Genomic DNA, 19,303 nt, shown 5'->3' with positions numbered 1-19,303 from the left:
ACGGCGGGTTTATTTATGTTCGGCAATCGTTGGCCGAAGATGCGGCAATTGTCGTCAATCGCATCGCATTTCTCGACTTCAAAAATTTCCAATACCTGACCCAAGAGCATGAAATGGCGGATAATTGCCGCCATGCCTACCCGCTCGCCTTCTTCTCCCACTTGTCCGTGCGGCAGCGCCCTGCCCGTGCTGCGCTGCTGCGGCCCCTACATCGCCGGCGCCGAACTGCCGCCCACGGCCGAGGCCCTGATGCGCTCGCGCTACACGGCATTCACCATGCAGGACGAGGATTACCTGCGCGCCACCTGGCACCCGAGCACGCGTCCCGACGAGCCGATCGTCGACAAACATGAAAAGATGCAATGGCTCGGACTTGAGATAAAATCTGCTTTACGTTTACGTCAACGTAAAGCAGACCTGCCGGAACATCCAGACCAGGACACCGTCGAATTCGTCGCCCGTTTCAGGATCGATGGCCGCGCGCACCGCTTGCACGAGATCAGCCGCTTCGTGCGCGAACCGGACGCGGCAATCGGCGGCAAGCCACGCTGGTTCTATCTGGACGGCAGTTTTCCCAAGTAAAACTAGCGAAAGCAATAGCGCAGCAGGAGACGCGATGCCCCAGATCGAAACCAAGCTCAACCCGCGTAACGAGGACTTCACCGCCAACGCCGCCGCCATGCGCGCCGTGGTCGACGATCTACGCGCCAAGGTGGCGGCCATCGCCGAAGGCGGCGGCGAAGCGGCCTCTGCCAAGCACGTGGCGCGCGGCAAGCTGTTGCCGCGCGAGCGGGTGCAGATGTTGCTCGATCCCGGGACGCCCTTTCTCGAGTTGTCGCAGCTGGCGGCCTACGCCATGTACGACGACGCCGCGCCCAGCGCCGGCATCATCACCGGCATCGGCAGGGTCGCCGGCCAGGAATGCGTGATCGTCTGTAACGACGCCACCGTCAAGGGCGGCACCTATTACCCGATGACGGTGAAAAAACACTTGCGCGCGCAGGAGATCGCCGAGCAGAACAATTTGCCGTGCATTTACCTGGTCGATTCCGGCGGCGCCAACCTGCCGAACCAGGACGACGTGTTTCCCGACCGCGACCATTTCGGCCGCATTTTTTACAACCAGGCCAATCTGTCCAGCAAAGGCATCCCGCAGATCGCCGTGGTGATGGGCTCGTGCACCGCCGGCGGCGCCTACGTGCCGGCCATGAGCGACGAATCGATCATCGTCAAGGAGCAAGGCACCATCTTCCTGGGCGGCCCGCCCCTGGTAAAGGCGGCCACCGGCGAGGTGGTCAGCGCGGAAGACCTGGGCGGCGGCGACGTGCACACGCGCCTGTCCGGCGTGGTCGACCACCTGGCCCAGGACGATACCCACGCGCTGGCGCTGGCGCGAACGATCGTCGCCAACCTGAACCGCAGCAAGCCGCAGCAGGGCGCGCTGCGCACATCGAGCGAGCCGAAGTACGCCGCGGAGGAACTGTACGGCGTGATCCCGGTCGATACCCGTAAACCCTTCGACGTGCGCGAAGTCATCGCGCGCGTGGTCGACGCCAGTGCGTTCGACGAGTTCAAGGCGCGCTACGGCACTACCCTGGTGTGCGGCTTCGCCCACATCTTCGGCATGCAGGTCGGCATCATCGCCAACAACGGCATCCTGTTCTCGGAATCGGCGCTGAAGGGCACCCACTTCATCGAGCTGTGCTGCCAGCGCAAGATCCCGCTGGTGTTCCTGCAAAATATCACCGGCTTCATGGTCGGCCGCAAGTACGAGAACGAGGGCATCGCCCGCAACGGCGCCAAGATGGTGACCGCGGTCGCCACCGCGGCGGTGCCGAAGTTCACCGTGATCATCGGCGGCTCGTTCGGCGCCGGCAACTACGGCATGTGCGGGCGCGCTTTCTCGCCGCGCTTCTTGTGGATGTGGCCGAATGCGCGCATTTCGGTGATGGGCGGCGACCAGGCCGCCTCGGTGCTGGCCACCGTCAAGCGCGACGGCATCGAAGCCAAGGGCGGCGCCTGGTCGGCGGACGACGAGGCCGCGTTCAAGCAGCCGATCAAGGACCAGTACGAGCAGCAGGGCCACCCGTACTATGCCAGTGCGCGCCTGTGGGACGACGGCGTAATCGATCCGGCCGACACGCGCATGGTGCTGGGCCTGGGCCTGTCGGCGGCGTTGAATGCGCCGATCGACGATACCAAGTTCGGCGTGTTCCGCATGTAAGGGAGAGTCGGATGAACTACGAGACGCTCGACATCGCCGTCGCCGCCAAGGTGGCTACCGTCACGCTGAACCGCCCGCAGCTGCGCAACGCCTTTAACGAGACCGCCATCGCCGACCTGGCCATGGCCTTCGACGAACTCGGCCAGGATCCGGCCGTGCGCGCCATCGTGCTGGCCGCCAACGGCCCGGCCTTTTGCGCCGGCGCCGACTTGCACTGGATGAAGCGCATGGCCGCCTACTCGCCGGCCGAGAACGAGGCCGACGCCATGCGCCTGGCCGCCATGCTGCGCACCATCTATGTCAGTCCGAAGCCGGTGGTGGCGCGGGTGCAGGGCGACTGCTACGCCGGCGGCATGGGCCTGGTGGCCGCATGCGACATCGTGGTGGCGGCAGAGGGCGTCAACTTCTGCCTGTCGGAAGTGAAACTGGGCCTGGTGCCGGCGACGATTTCTCCCTACGTCATCAAGGCGATGGGCGAGCAGGCCGCGCGCCGCTATTTTCTCACCGCCGAGCGCTTCGATGCGCTCGAGGCCAGGCGCATCGGCCTGGCGCACGAGGTGGTGCCGATGGAGGCGCTGGACGCGACCGTCTCCGCCATCGCCCGCGCGCTGGCGGCCAACAGCCCGAACGCCGTGCGCGAAGCGAAAAAGCTGGTGCGCGATATTGCCGGCGCACCGGTCGACGATGCGCTGCTGGCCGATACCGCCGGCCGCATCGCCGCCATCCGCGCCTCCGAAGAAGGGCGCGAAGGCGTCGCCTCGTTCCTGGAAAAGCGCAAGCCGTCCTGGCTATCGACATAAACGATTTATATTAAATACCTGGAAACCATCTTGAAGCCGACCGCCTCCTCCGACTGGATCGCCCGCAGCCTGCGCAGCGTCTGGCACCCCTGCACGCAGATGCAGCACCACGAGCAGGTGCCGCTGATCGCCGTCAGCCACGCCAAGGGCGCCTGGCTCTACGACCACGAGGGGCGGCGCTACCTGGACGGCATCAGCTCGTGGTGGGTCAACCTGTTCGGCCACGCCAATCCGCGCATCAACGCCGCGCTCAAGGACCAACTGGACAAGCTGGAACACGCGATGCTGGCCGGCTTTACGCACGAGCCGGTGGTGGAACTATCGGAACAGCTGGCCGCCCTCACCGGCCACGCGCTCGGCCACGCCTTTTATGCATCCGACGGCGCCTCGGCGGTCGAGATCGCGCTGAAGATGAGTTTTCACTACTGGCGCAACGCCGGTTATCCGGACAAGCAGGAATTCGTCTGCCTGCAGGGTTCCTACCACGGCGAGACCGTGGGCGCGCTGGGCGTGACCGACGTCGCCCTGTTCAAGGATGCCTATGGGCCGCTGCTGCGCGCGGCGCGCACCGTGGCCTCGCCCGACGCGCGCAATGCCGTCGAGGGCGAATCGGCGCGCGAGGTGGCGCTGCGCGCCGCCAGGGACGTCGAGGCGCTGTTCGCGGAAAAAGCCGGCAGCATCGCCGCCATCATCGTCGAGCCGCTGGTGCAGTGCGCCACCGGCATGGCGATGCACGACCCGGTCTACCTGCAGCGCCTGCGCGAACTGTGCGACCGCTACCACGTGCACCTGATCGCCGACGAGATCGCGGTCGGCTGCGGGCGCACCGGCACCTTCTTCGCCTGCGAGCAGGCCGCCATCTGGCCCGACTTCATGTGCCTGTCGAAGGGCATCAGCGGCGGCTACCTGCCGCTGTCGCTGGTGCTCACCACCGACCAGGTCTACGACGCCTTTTACAGCGAAGACGTCACGCGCGGCTTCCTGCACTCGCACTCGTACACCGGCAACGCGCTGGCTTGCCGCGCCGCGCTGGCGACGCTGCAGATCTTCAGGGACGACGCCGTCATCGAGCGCAACCGGCAGTCGGCCACGCGCCTGATGCTGGAAATGGCCGGGTTGATCGACCACGCGCGCGTAAAAAACTTTCGCCAGCGCGGCATGATCCTGGCGTTCGACGCGGTCGAGCCGGACAACGCACGCGCGGCCACCTTTTCGCGCCGCTTCTTCACCGCGGCGGTGGAAAACGAACTGCTGCTGCGCCCGATCGGCCGCACCGTGTACCTGATGCCGCCCTACGTGCTCGACGACGAAGAACTCGCCGGCCTGGCGGCGCGCACGCGGCGTGTGTTCGAATCGGTGATCGCGGACTGAAGGATGCATGGCATGGACCTGATCGCCGACATCCAATCGAAGCTCGATGCGCTGGACGCGCACAGCCTGACGCGCCGCCGCAGGAGCGCCGACACGCCGTGCGCGCCGCGCCAGGTGGTCGATGGGCGCGCACTGCTGGCCTTTTGCAGCAACGATTACCTCGGTCTGGCGGCGCATCCGCGCGTGGTGGCGGCGCTGCGCGAAGGGGCGGACCTGTACGGCGCCGGCAGCGGCGCCTCGCACCTGGTGTCCGGCCACAGCCGCGCGCATGCATTGCTGGAAGAGCGCCTGGCCGCCTTCGCGGCGCCGCACCTGGAGCGGGCGCGCGCGCTGTACTTCTGCACCGGCTACATGGCCAACCTGGCGGTGCTGGGCGCGCTCGGCGCGGATGCCGACACGATGATCTTTTCGGAAGCGCTGAACCACGCCTCGCTGATCGACGGCGCCCGCCTGGCGCGCGCCGGGGTGACGGTGTACCCGCACGGCGACGCCGGCGCGCTGGCGGCACAACTGGCCGCCAGCAGCGCGCGCGTAAAAATCGTGGTCACCGACAGCGTGTTCAGCATGGACGGCGACCTGGCGCCGCTGCCGGACCTGCTGGCGCTGTGCGAACGGCACGGCGCCTGGCTGGTGGTCGACGATGCGCACGGCTTCGGCGTGCTGGGAAAACACGGGCGCGGCGCCCTGGAACATTTTAATTTGCGCTCGCCGAACCTGGTCTACGTCGGCACGCTGGGCAAGGCGGCCGGCGTCGGCGGCGCCTTTGTGGCGGCGCACGAAGCCGTGGTCGAACTGCTGGTGCAGCGCGCGCGGCCCTACATCTACACCACCGCGGCGCCGCCGGCGCTGGCGCACGCGCTGCTGGCCAGCCTCGACATCATCGAGGGCGACGAAGGACAGGAACGGCGCGCGCACCTGGAACGCTTGACCGCGCAATTCAAGGAGGCGCTGCGCGTGCAACGCTGGCAGCGGCCGCCCTCTCCCACCGCGATCCAGCCGATCGTCATCGGCGCCAACGACGAGGCGCTGCGCGTGGCCGCGCGCCTGCACGAGCAGGGCTTGTGGGTGCCGGCGATCCGTCCGCCCACCGTGGCGGCCGGCACGGCGCGCCTGCGCGTGACCCTGTCGGCGGCGCATACGCATGACGACGTCGCGCAGCTTGCCGCTGCATTGAACCATTTGGAAAGGAGCTGAACGACCATGAATACGGCCCTCAACGATCCTGAACAGACCGGCGGCGCGCCCGCGCAACCCGAGGTCGGCATCGCCGAACCGGCGGCCGCCGCCGCGCCGGCGCCGGCGGCCATCCCGGCCGCGCTGGCCGCCGAAGGCATCCCGACCCGCTTCGCCTGCTTCGTGGCCGGCACCGACACCGAGATCGGCAAGACGCTGGTCTCGAGCGCGATCCTGCACAAGCTGGTCGACCAGGGCGTGCGCGCCTGCGGCATGAAGCCGATCGCCGCCGGCGCCGAACTGCGCGACGGCGAGCTGCACAACGAGGACGCGGCCATGCTGCGCGGCGCCGGCAACGTGCACCTGCCGCAGCACATCACCACGCCCTTCATGCTGCGCGAGCCGTGCGCGCCGCATATCGCGGCGGCGCTGGAAGGCGTCACCATCGAACCGGTGCCGATCATCGCCGCCTATGCCGAGATCCTGGGCGCGTCCGACGCCACCGTGGTCGAGGGCGTGGGCGGCTTTTGCGTGCCCTTCTCCGACGATTTCGACAGCGCCGGCCTGGCAGTGCAGCTCGGCCTGCCGGTGATCCTGGTGGTCGGCCTGCGCCTGGGCTGCATCAGCCACGCCTTGCTCACCGCCGAGGCGATCGTGGCGCGCGGCCTGGTGCTGGCCGGCTGGGTCGCCAACCTGGCCGACCCGGACATGCGCTTCGTCGACGAGAACGTCGCCGCGCTGCAGCAGCGCATGCCGGCGCCGCTGCTGGGACGCATCCCGCGCCTGGACCAGCCCACGGCCGCCGCCGCCGCCGCCTTCATCGAGCTGGCCGGCCTGCCGGGCTGGCCGGCCAGGCAACACTGAACACCAAGACCACCTGAACGTCACAAGGAACCAAATGTCCCCATCCCAAGTCGTCACTTTATTCCCGCCGGCCACCCCGGCCAGCCTGCCGCAGGACGCCACCTGGCCCCTGGCCGAGGTGCTGGCGCTGTTCGAACTGCCGCTGCCGGAACTGATGTTCCGCGCCCAGCAGACCCAGCGCGCCAACTTCCCCGACGGCGACGTCGAACTGGCGACCTTGCTGTCGATCAAAACCGGCGGCTGCGAGGAAGACTGCGGCTATTGCCCGCAGGCGGCGCGCTACGACACCGGCGTCGAAGCCAAGAAAATCCTCGACCTGGACACCGTGCTGGACGCGGCGCGCCAGGCCAAGGCCAACGGCGCCACCCGCTTCTGCATGGGCGCCGCCTGGCGCAGCCCGAAGGAGCGCGACATGGAGAAAGTCGAGACCATGGTGCGCGAAGTGAAGGCGCTGGGCATGGAAACCTGCGCCACGCTGGGCATGCTGGAAGTGGGCCAGGCCGAGCAGCTGAAGCAGGCCGGCCTGGACTACTACAACCACAACATCGACACCGCGCCCGACTTTTATGGCGACGTGATCTCGACGCGCGACTACCAGGACCGCCTGGACACGCTCGGCCGCGTGCGCAGCGCCGGCCTGAAGGTGTGCTGCGGCGGCATCGTCGGCATGGGAGAAACGCGCGCCCAGCGCGCCGGCCTGATCGCCCAGCTGGCCAACATGAACCCGTACCCGGAATCGGTGCCGGTGAACCACCTGGTGCAGGTCGAAGGCACGCCGCTGCACGGCTTGCCGCCGCTGGACCCGATCGAATTCGTGCGCACCATCGCGGTGGCGCGCATCACCATGCCGAAGGCGCGTGTGCGCCTGTCGGCCGGCCGCCGCCAGCTGGGCGAAGCGGTGCAGGCGATGTGCTTCATGGCCGGCGCCAATTCGATCTTCTACGGCGACAAGCTGCTCACCACCGACAACCCGGAAGCCGACGACGACCGCGCGCTGCTGGAAAAGCTGGGTTTGAAAACCCGCGCGGCGACGCTGGATTCGGTGCAGAAGCAGAGTTGCGGGTGCTGACCGCTTGATGCGGACACGTACCGTCGTGCGTCCTCCCCGCGCAGGCGGGGACCCATACTGAATAACAGAATCCGGTCTGCCAGAAACACCGCGGCGTCTTCGAAGATACGGCTTCGGAAGCTCAGCATGGGTCCCCGCCTCCGCGGGGACGACGATAGGTACGCGAACAACCGGGTCATCATCCGCACCACCCCATTCCATAAAACATACAACACACGAGACACCAATGTTCACCAAGATCCTGATCGCCAACCGTGGCGAAATCGCCTGCCGGGTCGCGGCCACCGCGCGCCGCATGGGCATCCGTACCGTCGCCGTCTATTCGGAAGCCGACGCCGGCGCCAGGCACGTCGCCGTGTGCGACGAGGCGGTGCTGATCGGCCCCGCCGCCGCCAAGGACAGCTACCTGCGCGGCGACAGGATCATCGAGGTGGCCAGGGCCTGCGGCGCGCAGGCGATCCACCCGGGCTACGGCTTCCTGTCCGAGAACGCCGGCTTCGCCGACGCCTGCGCGCAAGCCGGCCTGGTGTTCATCGGCCCGCCGGCCGCCGCGATGCGTGCCATGGGTTCCAAGTCGGCGGCCAAGCAGCTGATGGAAGGGGCGCAGGTGCCGCTGGTGCCGGGCTACCACGGCGACGACCAGGACCCGGAACTGCTGCAGGCGCAGGCCAACCGCATCGGCTATCCGGTGCTGCTGAAAGCCAGCGCCGGCGGCGGCGGCAAGGGCATGCGCGTGGTCGAGCGCGCCGAGGATTTCCAGGCGGCGCTGGCCTCGTGCCAGCGCGAAGCCGTCTCGTCCTTCGGCGACGCCAAGGTGCTGGTCGAGAAATACCTGCAGCGTCCGCGCCACATCGAGATCCAGGTATTCGCCGACACCCGGGGCAACTGCGTCTACCTGCACGAGCGCGACTGCTCGGTGCAGCGCCGCCACCAGAAGGTGCTGGAAGAAGCGCCGGCGCCTGGCATGCCGCTGGATCGGCGCGCGGCGATGGGAGAGGCGGCGGTGGCGGCCGCGCGCGCGGTCGGTTACGTCGGCGCCGGCACCGTCGAATTCATCGCCAACCAGGACGGCTCGTTCTACTTCATGGAGATGAACACGCGCCTGCAGGTCGAGCATCCGGTCACCGAGATGATCACCGGCACCGACCTGGTCGAATGGCAGCTGCGCGTGGCGGCCGGCCAGCCGCTGCCCAAGCGGCAGGAGGAATTGGCCATCCACGGCCACGCGATCGAGGCGCGCGTGTACGCGGAAAACCCGGAAAAGGGGTTCCTGCCGTCGATCGGCACGCTGCAGGTGATGGACACGCCCGCCCACGTGGCGTTCGCGCTGGGCGGCCACGCAGGCGCCGGCAGCGGCGGCGAGCCGGCCGCCGTGCGCATCGATGCCGGCGTGCGCCAGGGCGATGCGATTTCCCCGTTCTACGACCCGATGATCGCCAAGCTGATCGTCTGGGGCGTGGACCGCGGCCAGGCGCTGGCACGGATGGCGCAGGCGCTGTCCGAATTCCACATCGTCGGCCTGGCCACCAACATCGCCTTTCTGAAACGCCTGGTCGAGGGCGATGCCTTCGCCAACGCCGACCTGGACACCGGCCTGATCGAACGCAACGCCGCCACCCTGTTCCCTCCCGCCGCGCCGGCGCCCCTGCCCGTGCTGGCATTGGCCGCCAGCGCCCTGCTGCAGGAAGAGCAGGGACGCACGCGGTCACTGTCGGCCAACCGGGCCAACCCGGCCAACCCGGCCGACCCGTGGAGCAGCGCCCACGGCTGGCGCCTGAACGGCGTGTACCGCCGGCGCCTGGCGTTCACCGACGACTACACCGGCGCCGGCGGCAACGAGCCGTATCGGGTCGGCGTCGCCTATCACGCGCGCGGCTGCACCATCGAGGTCGATGGCCGTCAGCACGCGCTGGCGCCGGCCGCGTGCGGCGACGGCCACGGCACGCTGCGCCTGGACGGCAATGCGCTGCAGGGCACGGTGCACCGCGAAGGAGAACTGCTGCACGTGTTCAGCGGCGGGGGCCACCACGTGCTGGCGTGGCAGGACCCGCTGGCGCATGCCGGCGAACACGAAGCCGCGGGCGGACGCCTGACCGCGCCGATGCCGGGCAAGGTGGTGGCGGTGATGGCGTCCGGCGGCCAGCACGTCAAAAAGGGAGAACCGCTGGTGATCATGGAAGCGATGAAGATGGAACACACGATCGCGGCGCCGAGCGACGGCCTGGTCGAGGAAGTCCTGTACCGGGTCGGCGACCAGGTGGCCGACGGCGCCCCGCTGCTGGCGTTCCAGGCGGCGGCGTGACGAGCGCGGCGGCAACGCCGCGCTGACCGCCAACGACAACACGAACGATGGGGAGACAAGCGATGCGGATCTTGCTGTACCGCGGAGATGGACAGATCGAACCCTGGGCGCGCGACTTCGCCGCCGCATTGCCGCATGCCGAGACCGTCGCCTGGGAGGAAGGCGCGTCCACGCCGTGGGGACCGTACGACTACGCGGTGCTGTGGTCGCCCTGCCCCGCCCTGCTGGACACGCTGGCGCAGGTCAAGGCGGTGTTCCTGATGGGGGCCGGCGTCGATGCGATATTAAAATTCGGCGACCTGCTGCCGCCGGTGCCGCTGATCCGCCTGGGCGACGCCGGCATGGCCGAGCAGATGGCGGAATACGTGGCGCATGCGGTGCTGCGCTATTACCGCCGCTTCGACGAGCACGAACAGCAGGCGCGCCAGGGCATCTGGCGGCCCTTGCCGCCGCGCGACAAGAGCGCGTTCACGGTCGGCGTGCTCGGCATGGGCAAGCTCGGCATGCCGGTGCTGCGCACGCTGCGCCAGCTCGGCTTTCCGGTGCGCGGCTGGAGCCGCACGCCCAAGGACGCGCCCGGCGTGGATTGCTATGCCGGCATGGCGGCGCTGGACGATTTCCTGGCCGGCACCCGGGTGCTGGTATCGATGCTGCCGCTGACGCCGCAGACGAACAACCTGCTCGACCGCGCGCGCCTGGCCAGATTGCCGCAGGGCGCCTACCTGATCAACGTCGCGCGCGGCGCGCAGGTGGCCGAGCCGGACCTGCTGGCGCTGATCCGCGCCGGCCACCTCGCCGGCGCCACGCTGGACGTGTTCCGCAACGAACCGCTGCCGGCGCCGCACCCGTTCTGGGGCGAGCCGCGCATCAGCATCACGCCGCACATCGCGGCGCTGACCATCCGCGAAGAGGCCGTGCGCCAGATCGCCGCCAAGATCGCGTTGCTCGAGCGCGGCGAAACGGTCGCCGACCTCGTCGACCGCAACCGGGGCTATTGAAGGAGCCATGCCATGAACAACTTGCCGCAACACGTCAAGATCGTCGAGGTCGGTCCGCGCGACGGGCTGCAGAACGAAAAGGAGGCGGTGTCCGCCCGGGTCAAGATCGAACTGGTGGACCGCCTGTCGCGCGCCGGTTTTATGAATATCGAGGCGGCGTCGTTCGTGTCGCCGAAGTGGGTGCCGCAGATGGCCACCAGCGCCGAGGTCATGGCCGGCATCGAGCGCCGTCCCGGCACGCTCTATTCGGCGCTGACGCCGAACATGCAGGGCTTCGAGGCGGCGCTGGCGGCCGGCGCCGGCGAGGTCGTGATCTTCGGCTCGGCCTCGGAAGCGTTCTCGCACAAGAACATCAACTGCTCGATCGCGGAATCGATCGCGCGCTTCGAACCGGTGGCGCGCGCCGCCAGGGAACACGGACTGCGCCTGCGCGGCAGCGTCAGCTGCGCCTTCGGCTGTCCGTACCAGGGAGAGGTGCCGCTGGAGGCCGTGGCCGACGTGGTGGGCCGCATGCGCGATCTCGGCTGCGACGAGATCGACATCGCCGACACCATCGGCGTGTCGACGCCGCGCAAGACACAGGCGGTGATGCAGACCGCGGCCAGGGCCTTCGCGCTGGAACGCATCTCGGGCCACTTCCACGATACCTATGGCCAGGCGCTGGCCAACATCTATGCCAGCCTGGAAGTCGGCGTGGCGATCTTTCACTCGTCGGTGGCGGGACTGGGCGGCTGCCCGTACGCCAGGGGCGCCACCGGCAACGTCGCCACCGAGGACGTGCTGTACCTGCTGGACGGGCTCGGCATCCAGACCGGCGTCGACTTGCAGCAGGTGGTGGATGCCGGCGCCTTCATTTCGGCGCAACTCGGGCGCAAGGGCGCGAGCCGGGTCGGCAATGCGCTGCTGGCCAAGCACGCCGGCTGATCGTCGGTCCCGTTGCCCCATCGGCGTGCCGGTGGGGCGGTGGCGCCGATGATGGCGGCGCGGAAATGAAAAAGGCCGACGATCGCTCGTCGGCCTTCTTGATATACTGGTCGGAGTACAAGGATTCGAACCTTGGACCCTCTGGTCCCAAACCAGATGCGCTACCGGGCTGCGCTACACTCCGAAGACAGCCATCATAACCGGCGCACCCCGTTGGCGTCAAGGAAAGCGCTCGTGAATCGGCGCGCGTGCGGTTTTCCTGCACAATTTTTTTCACTCCGACGCCGGCACGGCCGTCCTTCGCATCAGGAGCACGCATGCATCACGGGCTGTCTTCCGCCACCGTTCCGGGCGCCGGCGCCGACATCGCCGCCGGTTGCGCACCGTGCGACACAGCCGGCGGGCGGCGCCAGGCGCGGCGCGTGGCCGGCGCCGTCGCCGCTTCGCTGGCGCTGCACGCGGCGCTGCTGGCGCTGGTACGGCAGCCGCAGCCGGCTGCGCCTCCCGCTGCAGCAATCGAAGCGCTGACGGTGCGCCTGCAGCCGGCAGCGCCGCCGGCGGCTGCCGGCCAGGCCGCAGCGGCTTCCGTGGAGCCGGCAGCAAGGTCCGTCACCAGATCGGCGCCAGCCGCACCCAGGACGCCGCCCGCCGAGACGACATCGGCGGGCGCCCCGTCCTCGGCCACGGCGCGCACGCCGCCGCCGGATACCGGCGCCGCGCCGCGCGTGCGCCCTGCCCCGCCGCTCATCGCCGTCACGCCGGCGGCCCGGCAGGCGCCCGCCAGCGGTTTTACGGTGGCGCCCGCGGTGCCCGCCGGTCGCGCGGACGACAGCGCAGCTGCCAACGATGGCGCCGCGCCGCCACGCTTCGACCTGGAGGCGGCGCGCGCCACGGCGCGCAAGCTGGCCGGCGAACCCGATCCATCCAGGGCCGGCACCGCGCTCGAACGCCTGCCGCAAAAACCGCTGGAAACCGAAAGCCGGCTGGCGCGCGGCATCGCCGGCGCCAGGCGCGCCGACTGCAAGGACGGCGTGCCGGGCGGCCTGCTGGCGCCGCTCTACCTGATGATGGACAAGAAGGACAGCGGCTGCAAATGGTGACGGGCGCCACCCGCCAGCCCGTGTTGCACGCCGGTACGGTACAAGAACACGGGAACGCCCGATTGCGCTCGCTTCCCCCTGTCTGCTGGGGATAGTTCTTACTCGCCCTTGATCTGCAGCGCGCGCTCGTACAGCGCGTTCTTCTTGCGCCCGGTGATCTGCGCCGCCAGGGAGGCAGCCTGCTTCACCGAGCACTCGCTCAACAGGATCTGCAGGATGCGTTCCGCTTCCGCATCGCCGGCATCGGCCGCAAGGGCCGCGCCCTCGACCAGCACCACGAATTCGCCGCGCTCGCGGTGGGCGTCGGCCTTGACCCAGGCCAGGGCATCGCGCAAGGGGCAGCGGTGGATTTCCTCGAACAGCTTCGACAGCTCGCGCGCGAACACCACCTGGCGTTGCGGCTCGAACACGGCCATTAACGCCTCGACGCAATCGACGATGCGATGCGGCGCCTCATAGATCACCAGCGTCGCCGTCATCGGCTTGAGCGTACTCAGCTCGGCCTCGCGCTGCCTGGCCTTGGCCGGCAAAAAGCCGACAAAATGGAAGCGGTCGTTCACCAGGCCGCTGGCCGACAGCGCCGCGATCGCCGCCGACGCGCCCGGCACCGGCACCACGTGCAAGCCGGCCGCGCGCACCGCGTCGACGATGCGCGCACCGGGGTCGGACACGCCCGGCGTGCCGGCATCCGACACCAGCGCCACCCGTGCGCCGCCGCGCAGGCGCTCGATCAGTTTCACGGCAACCTCGCGCTCGTTGTGCTGGTGCGCCGCCACCATCGGTTTGTTCAGGCCGAAGCGGGTCAGCAGGGCGCCGGTCTTGCGCGTGTCTTCGCAGGCGACCACGTCGGCCAGCAGCAGCACGTGCAGGGCGCGCAGCGTGATGTCGGCGACGTTGCCGATCGGCGTGGCGACGACGTACAAGGTGGCGTCCGGATACGACTGCTGGGCGGCTTCGCCCATGACGGGCAGTTGGGCGATCTGGCTGGAGGAGGTGTCGGTCATTGGAAATGGTGGGTGGGATGGCGGACCGATTGTGCGCGCGCGTGGACGCAAACACAAGGGCAGGCGGGCAGGGCGCAGCCGGAAAAATCGGCAGCAAACCGGATGGAGTCGGGGTGAGCGGGGATGCGTGTCCGGCAGGTTGCCGGGACTTCCACTCTCAATCTGATCCTTTGTTTCACTTATTCTGAATAAATTGTTTTTGCTGATTCATTTGTTTTTATCGATAATGCCGTTTATGCCGTTTGGATTCTGTCCCGTTTTACGCCTGGGCCGGATGCCAAAGGGCGACGAACGCACCCAGGGAGAGAACGATGTGGCCGACGCGCTTGTCGCACAAGCAGGAGCAGGGCAGGCAGTGGGAAGAGGCGGCGCTGGCCTACCTGCAGGAGCACGGTTTGCGGCTGGTCGAAGCGAATTTCATTTGCAAGCTGGGCGAAATCGACCTCGTCATGCGCGACGGCGCGACCCTGGTGTTCGTCGAAGTGCGCCAGCGCGCCGCCGGCAGCCAGGTGAGTGCCGCGGCCAGCATCGGCCCGGCCAAGATCCGGCGCATCCTGCGCGCCGCCCAGGTCTACCTGCAGCGCTGCGCACGCATGCCGCCCTGCCGCATCGACGTGGTGGCGATCGACGGCGCGCGCATCGAATGGCTCAAGGGCGCCATCGAGGCGGGCGCCTGAATCGCTGCGGCGCCGGCTGGCGCGCTTGCGCTTGTCTCTTGTAAGCCTTTCAAGTGTAAGCAATTTTTGCAGCACTTGATCGACGAGCATTGCTACTACACTATAATCTTCGACCATGAATACTCAACGCATCCTCGCCCATTTCCAGGAAAGCGCCGACCTCAAGCTGAAGTCGGGTGTCGCCCTGGCACAACCCATTGCCCAAGCCATCGAGCTGATGTTCAATGCGCTTTCCAATGGCAACAAGATCCTCGCATGCGGCAATGGCGGTTCGGCCGGCGATGCCCAGCACTTCGCCGCCGAGCTGGTCGGCCGCTTCGAGCGCGAGCGCTTTCCCTTGCCGGCGATTTCGCTGAGCACGGACACCTCGATCATCACCGCGGTCGGCAACGACTACAGTTTCAACGAGATCTTCAGCAAGCAGGTGCAGGCGCTGGGCCAGCCCGGCGACATCCTGCTGGCGATCTCGACCTCGGGCAATTCCGGCAACGTGCTGGCCGCGGCCGAAGCCGCGCTGGAACGTGAGATGCGGGTCGTGGCCCTGACCGGCAAGGATGGCGGCAAGCTGGGGCAGTTGCTGAGCGATGCCGACGTCCATATCAACGTGCAGCACGCACGCACAGCGCGCATCCAGGAAGTGCACCTGGTGGCGATCCACAGTATCTGCGACGGCCTCGACGTCGCCCTGTTCGGAGAAGAAGATGCAAGTTAACGCCGCCTCCCTGTTGCGTCCCCTGTCCAAGGCCGTGCTGTGCGCGGCGCTGCTGTCGTCCCTGCAGGGCTGCGTGGCGATCGTCGCCGCCGGCGCGGTGGGCGGCGCGGTGGCCACCGCCGACCGCCGCTCGCTGGGCGCCCAGACCGAGGACAAGGCCATCGCGGTGAAGGCCGACGTCAACCTGGGCAAGATCGTCGGCGACGCCGGCCACGTCAACGTCAACAGCTACAACCGCAAGGTGCTGCTGACCGGAGAGGTGCGCGACGAAGCGATGAAGCGCGCCGTCGAGAACGAGGTGCGCGGCATTTCCAACGTCGACAACGTGATGAACGAACTGGCGGTCGCCGGCGTGTCCAGCTATACCTCACGCTCCAGCGATACCCTGATCACCAGCAAGGTCAAGCTCAGCCTGGCCGACAAGCAAACCATCAAGGCGACCTCGTTCAAGGTCGTTACCGAACGCGGCAACGTCTACCTGATGGGCCTGGTGACCCAGCGCGAAGGCAACATCGCCGCCGACGTGGCGAAGGGCGTGTCCGGCGTGATGCGCGTCGTCAAAATGTTCGAATACATCAGCGAGGAAGACGTGCGCTCGATGCAGGCGCGCACGGCGCAAGCCAACTGAGTTGCCCGGCCTGCCGCTGTGCGGCGTGCCGATGCGGCAAGCGGACGGCGGCGCTTCGGACCTATAATGAAGCTCCGCCGACAACGTACGACCATCACGCCATGACCGTTCCCGCCTCCAACCGCTCCTGGGTCAAGCCGGCCGCCATCGGCGCGGCGGTGCTCGCCATCGCCGGCATCGGCGCCGCCACCTTCGGCCGCCAGCAGCAGGCGCCCGACGTCACCTTCCTGAGCATCGACGGCCAGAAGATCAGCTCGCAGGATTTGCGCGGCAAGGTCGTGATGGTCAATTTCTGGGCCACGTCCTGCGCCACCTGCGTGAAGGAAATGCCGCAGATGGTCGAGACCTACAACAGGTTCAAGGGGCAGGGCTTGCAGTTCGTCGCCGTGGCGATGAGCTACGATCCGCCCAACTATGTCTTGAACTATGCGGCCACGCGCCAATTGCCGTTCAAGGTGGCGCTCGATGCGGGCGGCGACCTGGCCAGGCAGTTCGGCGACGTCGCCATGACGCCGACCACCTTCGTCATCGGCAAGGATGGCAAAATCCTCAAGCGCTACCTGGGCGAACCCGATTTCACGGCACTGCACGCGCTGCTGCAAAAATCGCTGAGCGCCACCTGAAGGGCGCATCGACAGCCCATCCATTGCCGTTTCGCGCGCCGGCTGCGCCCCGCGCACGCCTGACTTCCCGCAAGCCCGGCCCGCCTGGTTGCCGCAAGCTTGACGCGCCCGCCGCTGCCGCCGGCGCACCGGCCTCCCTGAACATGTCCCGTAGGAGAATGCGATGCGCAAGCTGACCATCAACATGTGCGTGCTCGCCTGCCTGGCGGCGGCGGGCTGCACCAGCGTGCCCGTCGACCTGCGCGACACCGTGGTGCTGCACTACCAGCACGTGGCCAACGTCCACCGCATCGATTTTTCCAGCCCCGTGATGCTGCCGCATCGCCACTTGCCGGTGGAATCGGTGGCGCCGCTGGCATCGCAGGGCTTCTGGGCCGTGTTCCTGCTGTGCGGCGTGGACGTGACCGGCGCCGGCGTGCCGAGCTTTTATTTCGACGTCGACCGCTTCCGCGTGCGCGCCGGCAGGCAGCGCTTCGGCCCCCTGCGTCCCTACACGCTGCGCCTGGACGATTCGGCCGACCTGAATTCGCGCTTCGATACCCGCGTCATCGCCGACGCGGTCGCCATGGAAATCCAGGAAGGACCGTCGAGCCAGGTCTTCCGGCACGGCTATTACCCGCGCCTGGATTACCGGTTCGCCATCTACGTGCCGCACGCCTTGCCCGACTACGCGGGCGATGAATTGACGCTGCGCTACGAGGGCGGGCGCACCATGGTGCTCGGCAACGGCTATCCGCCCTCGGACATCCCGGTCGCCGGTCTCGGCGCAATGGGCATCGCCTCGCACTGCCTGCCCTGAACCCGCGCCGCGCTGGCCGGGCATCTTCACCAGCGCCCGCCGCCCTTCTTCGACTGGCGTTTCCGCGCCGCCGCGTTCTGCTGCTGCAGCAGCGCATCGACGCGTTCCGACGCTTCGCGCGCCAGTTGCTGGGCCAGGTCGACGTCGGGGAAGAATGCCGGCATGCGGTAGCCGAGCCAGGCATACGCCGAATACAGGCGGCAGGTGTCCTCGACTTCCTGCAGGTTCTTCCAGAACAGTTCTTGCGGATGTTGCTGGAGGTGGGAAATCTTCCGTTTGGACAGCGATTGCGCCCAGTGCGACCAGGCGCTTTCCAGCGTCGGCACCCTGGTCGACACCGGTACCAGCGACAGCGTGAATTTTTCCGCCACGCTCAGGTCGAGCGTGTCCAGCCATTCGGCGCGCTCGTGCTGCTCTTCGGTGATGCGTGGATAAAAGAAGCCGTCCGGCACGTCGATGTTGTGCACGAAACGTTTCAGCAGTTTTACCAGCGAGGTCTCGCCGGTCACCGCCGAAATCCGGTGCAATTGCTCCAGGGATGGCGCCACGGCGAATCCGGTGGCCCGCACCGGCGCGATCTTTTCCTTCATCAGCGAACGGATGATGTCGTGGGTCTCGTCGTCGTAGCCGGCAACGAAACCCTCTTCGTGCACGCCGTAGCGGCCGGCGCGCCCGGCGATCTGCTTGGCCAGCGCCGCCGGGATTTCTTCCTCTTCGACGCCGTTGTACTTGAAGGCGGTGGTCATCACGATGCGCTGGATCGGCATGTTCAAGCCCATGGCCAGGGCATCGGTGCCGACCACGATGTCGGCTTGCCCTTCCCGGAACCGCTCGGCCTGGGCGCGCCGCACTTCCGGCGACAGGTTGCCGTACACGGTGGCGACGGACAGGCCGGTCTCGGTGATCATGTCGCGCCACATCAGCACGTCGCGCCGCGAAAAGGCGATCACGGCGTCGCCGCGGCGCAGGTTGCGGATCTTGCGCACCGACACCGTCTCCATCGACAGCGGCGCCTTTCTCTTGAGGACGTGTACTTCCAGCGGACATTCCAGGCGCGCCGCCAGCGCTTCCACCGCGCGCCGCGCCTCGACCGCGCCGACCAGGTACACGGTCGATGCCGGCGCGCCGCACACGGCGGCGGTCCAGGCGGCGCCGCGGTCGCGGTCGGCCAGCATCTGGATCTCGTCGATCACCGCCACCTCGACCGGCGTCCTGGTATCGAGCATCTCGACGGTGCTGGCCACGTGGGTGGCGTCCTGGGCCAGGCGGCGTTCCTCGCCGGTGACCAGGCTGACCGCCAGCGGCTTGCCGTCGGCGCCGAGCGTATTTTGCAGGCGCTCGTAGTTTTCCAGCGCCAGCAGGCGCAGCGGCGCCAGGTACACGCCGCTGGCGGCCTGCCCCAGCGCTTCCATCGCCTTGTGGGTCTTGCCGGAATTGGTCGGGCCCAGCAGCGCGACGAAGCGGCGCGCCATCTTGCTGGCGGCCTCGAACGAGGCCGGGTATTCCGCCAGGTTGATGCTTTCCTTGGTACGCGCGGCGTGGCGCTCTTCCAGCTCGCGCTCGACGGCGTGCTCCAGGCGCTGGCGGATGCGCTCGAACACGTATTCGGCAGGCTCCGAGGTCTCCAGCTCTTCCAGCACGTGCAGGAACGGCATCGGATCGAAGCCGGCGTCGTCGGCCTGGTCGGCCACCTCGCGCACGAATTCCTCGACTTCCTGGTTCAGGTCGTCCGCGGCGTCGCGCGTGGCGCGCTCCGCCACCAGATCGCGCCGCGTTTGTAGATCCATCTTTCTCCACTTGCTCGGCTTGGCCAGCACGCCGCGCGCCGGCACCAGGCGGTAGCAGACGTGCAGGCCGTCGACCCGCACCGCGCCGGCGAAGCGCAGGAACACGCGTCCCTCCAGCTTGACCAGTTCGATGCCGCGCGCGGCCAGGTTCAGTTCGTGTTCGAGCAGGGCGTCGTCGTCGCCCGAGTAGGTGTCGGCATCGTGGTGCTGGCGCGGATCGTTCATGTGGCGGCTGCTGGCTGTCTGGT

18 protein-coding genes and 1 tRNA gene are annotated in these 19,303 nt (G+C 68.0%); 16 read left to right on the top strand and 3 right to left on the bottom strand.

All coding sequences use genetic code 11. The features are described from left to right. The first annotated feature begins 132 nt into the window (after window positions 1-132). From HH212_RS08565 to HH212_RS08520, 10 genes are all read left to right on the top strand, one after another. Entirely contained in the window at window positions 133-582 is a 450-nt protein-coding gene (locus HH212_RS08565) for a YchJ family protein (protein ID WP_170202108.1), read from the top strand. 34 nt (window positions 583-616) lie between these two features. Then, window positions 617-2,224, top strand: a complete 1,608-nt coding sequence (locus HH212_RS08560) for a carboxyl transferase domain-containing protein (protein WP_170202107.1) — start codon at window positions 617-619, stop codon at window positions 2,222-2,224. Window positions 2,225-2,235: 11 nt separating this feature from the next. Beyond that, on the top strand, window positions 2,236-3,024 hold the full coding sequence (locus HH212_RS08555) for an enoyl-CoA hydratase/isomerase family protein (protein ID WP_170202106.1): 789 nt from the start codon (window positions 2,236-2,238) through the stop codon (window positions 3,022-3,024). Window positions 3,025-3,054: 30 nt separating this feature from the next. Beyond that, window positions 3,055-4,395, top strand: coding sequence for an adenosylmethionine--8-amino-7-oxononanoate transaminase (gene bioA / locus HH212_RS08550; protein ID WP_170202105.1), 1,341 nt, complete (start codon window positions 3,055-3,057; stop codon window positions 4,393-4,395). Between the two features lie 12 nt (window positions 4,396-4,407). Further along, window positions 4,408-5,589, top strand: a complete 1,182-nt coding sequence (bioF, locus tag HH212_RS08545; protein ID WP_170202104.1) for an 8-amino-7-oxononanoate synthase — start codon at window positions 4,408-4,410, stop codon at window positions 5,587-5,589. 6 nt (window positions 5,590-5,595) lie between these two features. Continuing rightward, window positions 5,596-6,432 (top strand): dethiobiotin synthase, encoded by an 837-nt coding sequence (bioD, locus tag HH212_RS08540; protein WP_170202103.1) that lies wholly within the window; start codon window positions 5,596-5,598, stop codon window positions 6,430-6,432. A gap of 34 nt (window positions 6,433-6,466) precedes the next feature. Further along, window positions 6,467-7,501, top strand: a complete 1,035-nt coding sequence (bioB, locus tag HH212_RS08535; RefSeq protein ID WP_170202102.1) for a biotin synthase BioB — start codon at window positions 6,467-6,469, stop codon at window positions 7,499-7,501. Between the two features lie 226 nt (window positions 7,502-7,727). Next, window positions 7,728-9,803 (top strand): acetyl/propionyl/methylcrotonyl-CoA carboxylase subunit alpha, encoded by a 2,076-nt coding sequence (locus tag HH212_RS08530; protein ID WP_170202101.1) that lies wholly within the window; start codon window positions 7,728-7,730, stop codon window positions 9,801-9,803. Between the two features lie 62 nt (window positions 9,804-9,865). Then, window positions 9,866-10,801 (top strand): 2-hydroxyacid dehydrogenase, encoded by a 936-nt coding sequence (locus HH212_RS08525; protein ID WP_170202100.1) that lies wholly within the window; start codon window positions 9,866-9,868, stop codon window positions 10,799-10,801. A gap of 12 nt (window positions 10,802-10,813) precedes the next feature. Continuing rightward, entirely contained in the window at window positions 10,814-11,725 is a 912-nt protein-coding gene (locus tag HH212_RS08520) for a hydroxymethylglutaryl-CoA lyase (protein ID WP_170202099.1), read from the top strand. 107 nt (window positions 11,726-11,832) lie between these two features. Here HH212_RS08520 and HH212_RS08515 read toward each other — a convergent pair. Then, window positions 11,833-11,909, bottom strand: a tRNA-Pro gene (locus HH212_RS08515). A 133-nt stretch (window positions 11,910-12,042) separates the two neighbouring features. On the opposite strand from HH212_RS08515, the gene HH212_RS08510 reads away from it, so the two are divergent. After that, window positions 12,043-12,825, top strand: coding sequence for a hypothetical protein (locus tag HH212_RS08510; protein WP_170202098.1), 783 nt, complete (start codon window positions 12,043-12,045; stop codon window positions 12,823-12,825). Between the two features lie 98 nt (window positions 12,826-12,923). Here HH212_RS08510 and rsmI read toward each other — a convergent pair whose 3' ends face one another. After that, window positions 12,924-13,829: a 16S rRNA (cytidine(1402)-2'-O)-methyltransferase gene (gene rsmI / locus HH212_RS08505; protein WP_170202097.1), complete on the bottom strand. Its 906-nt coding sequence runs from the start codon at window positions 13,827-13,829 to the stop codon at window positions 12,924-12,926. Window positions 13,830-14,140: 311 nt separating this feature from the next. Between rsmI and HH212_RS08500 the strand changes: the two genes are divergently transcribed. From HH212_RS08500 to HH212_RS08480, 5 genes are all read left to right on the top strand, one after another. Next, window positions 14,141-14,506 carry a YraN family protein gene (locus HH212_RS08500; RefSeq protein WP_170202096.1) on the top strand — a complete coding sequence of 122 codons (366 nt, stop codon included), beginning with the start codon at window positions 14,141-14,143 and terminating at the stop codon, window positions 14,504-14,506. Window positions 14,507-14,621: 115 nt separating this feature from the next. Continuing rightward, window positions 14,622-15,218, top strand: coding sequence for a phosphoheptose isomerase (locus tag HH212_RS08495; protein ID WP_170202095.1), 597 nt, complete (start codon window positions 14,622-14,624; stop codon window positions 15,216-15,218). Continuing rightward, on the top strand, window positions 15,208-15,846 hold the full coding sequence (locus HH212_RS08490) for a BON domain-containing protein (protein WP_170202094.1): 639 nt from the start codon (window positions 15,208-15,210) through the stop codon (window positions 15,844-15,846). The genes HH212_RS08495 and HH212_RS08490 overlap by 11 nt, the downstream gene beginning before the upstream one ends. Before the next feature lie 101 nt (window positions 15,847-15,947). Beyond that, entirely contained in the window at window positions 15,948-16,469 is a 522-nt protein-coding gene (locus tag HH212_RS08485) for a peroxiredoxin family protein (RefSeq protein ID WP_170202093.1), read from the top strand. Between the two features lie 163 nt (window positions 16,470-16,632). After that, a complete protein-coding gene (locus tag HH212_RS08480) occupies window positions 16,633-17,268 on the top strand; it encodes a hypothetical protein (RefSeq protein ID WP_169435006.1) in 636 nt (211 codons plus the stop codon). Between the two features lie 26 nt (window positions 17,269-17,294). On the opposite strand, the gene HH212_RS08475 is transcribed toward HH212_RS08480, so the two are convergent. After that, entirely contained in the window at window positions 17,295-19,280 is a 1,986-nt protein-coding gene (locus tag HH212_RS08475; protein ID WP_169435005.1) for a helicase-related protein, read from the bottom strand. Between the last annotated feature and the right edge of the window lie 23 nt (window positions 19,281-19,303).

It is taken from the genome of Massilia forsythiae (assembly GCF_012849555.1).
GTDB classification, from domain to species: Bacteria; Pseudomonadota; Gammaproteobacteria; order Burkholderiales; family Burkholderiaceae_D; genus Telluria; species Telluria forsythiae.
The sequence above is the reverse complement of the archived record's forward strand: the minus strand, read 5'-3'. Positions and strand labels throughout refer to the sequence as shown.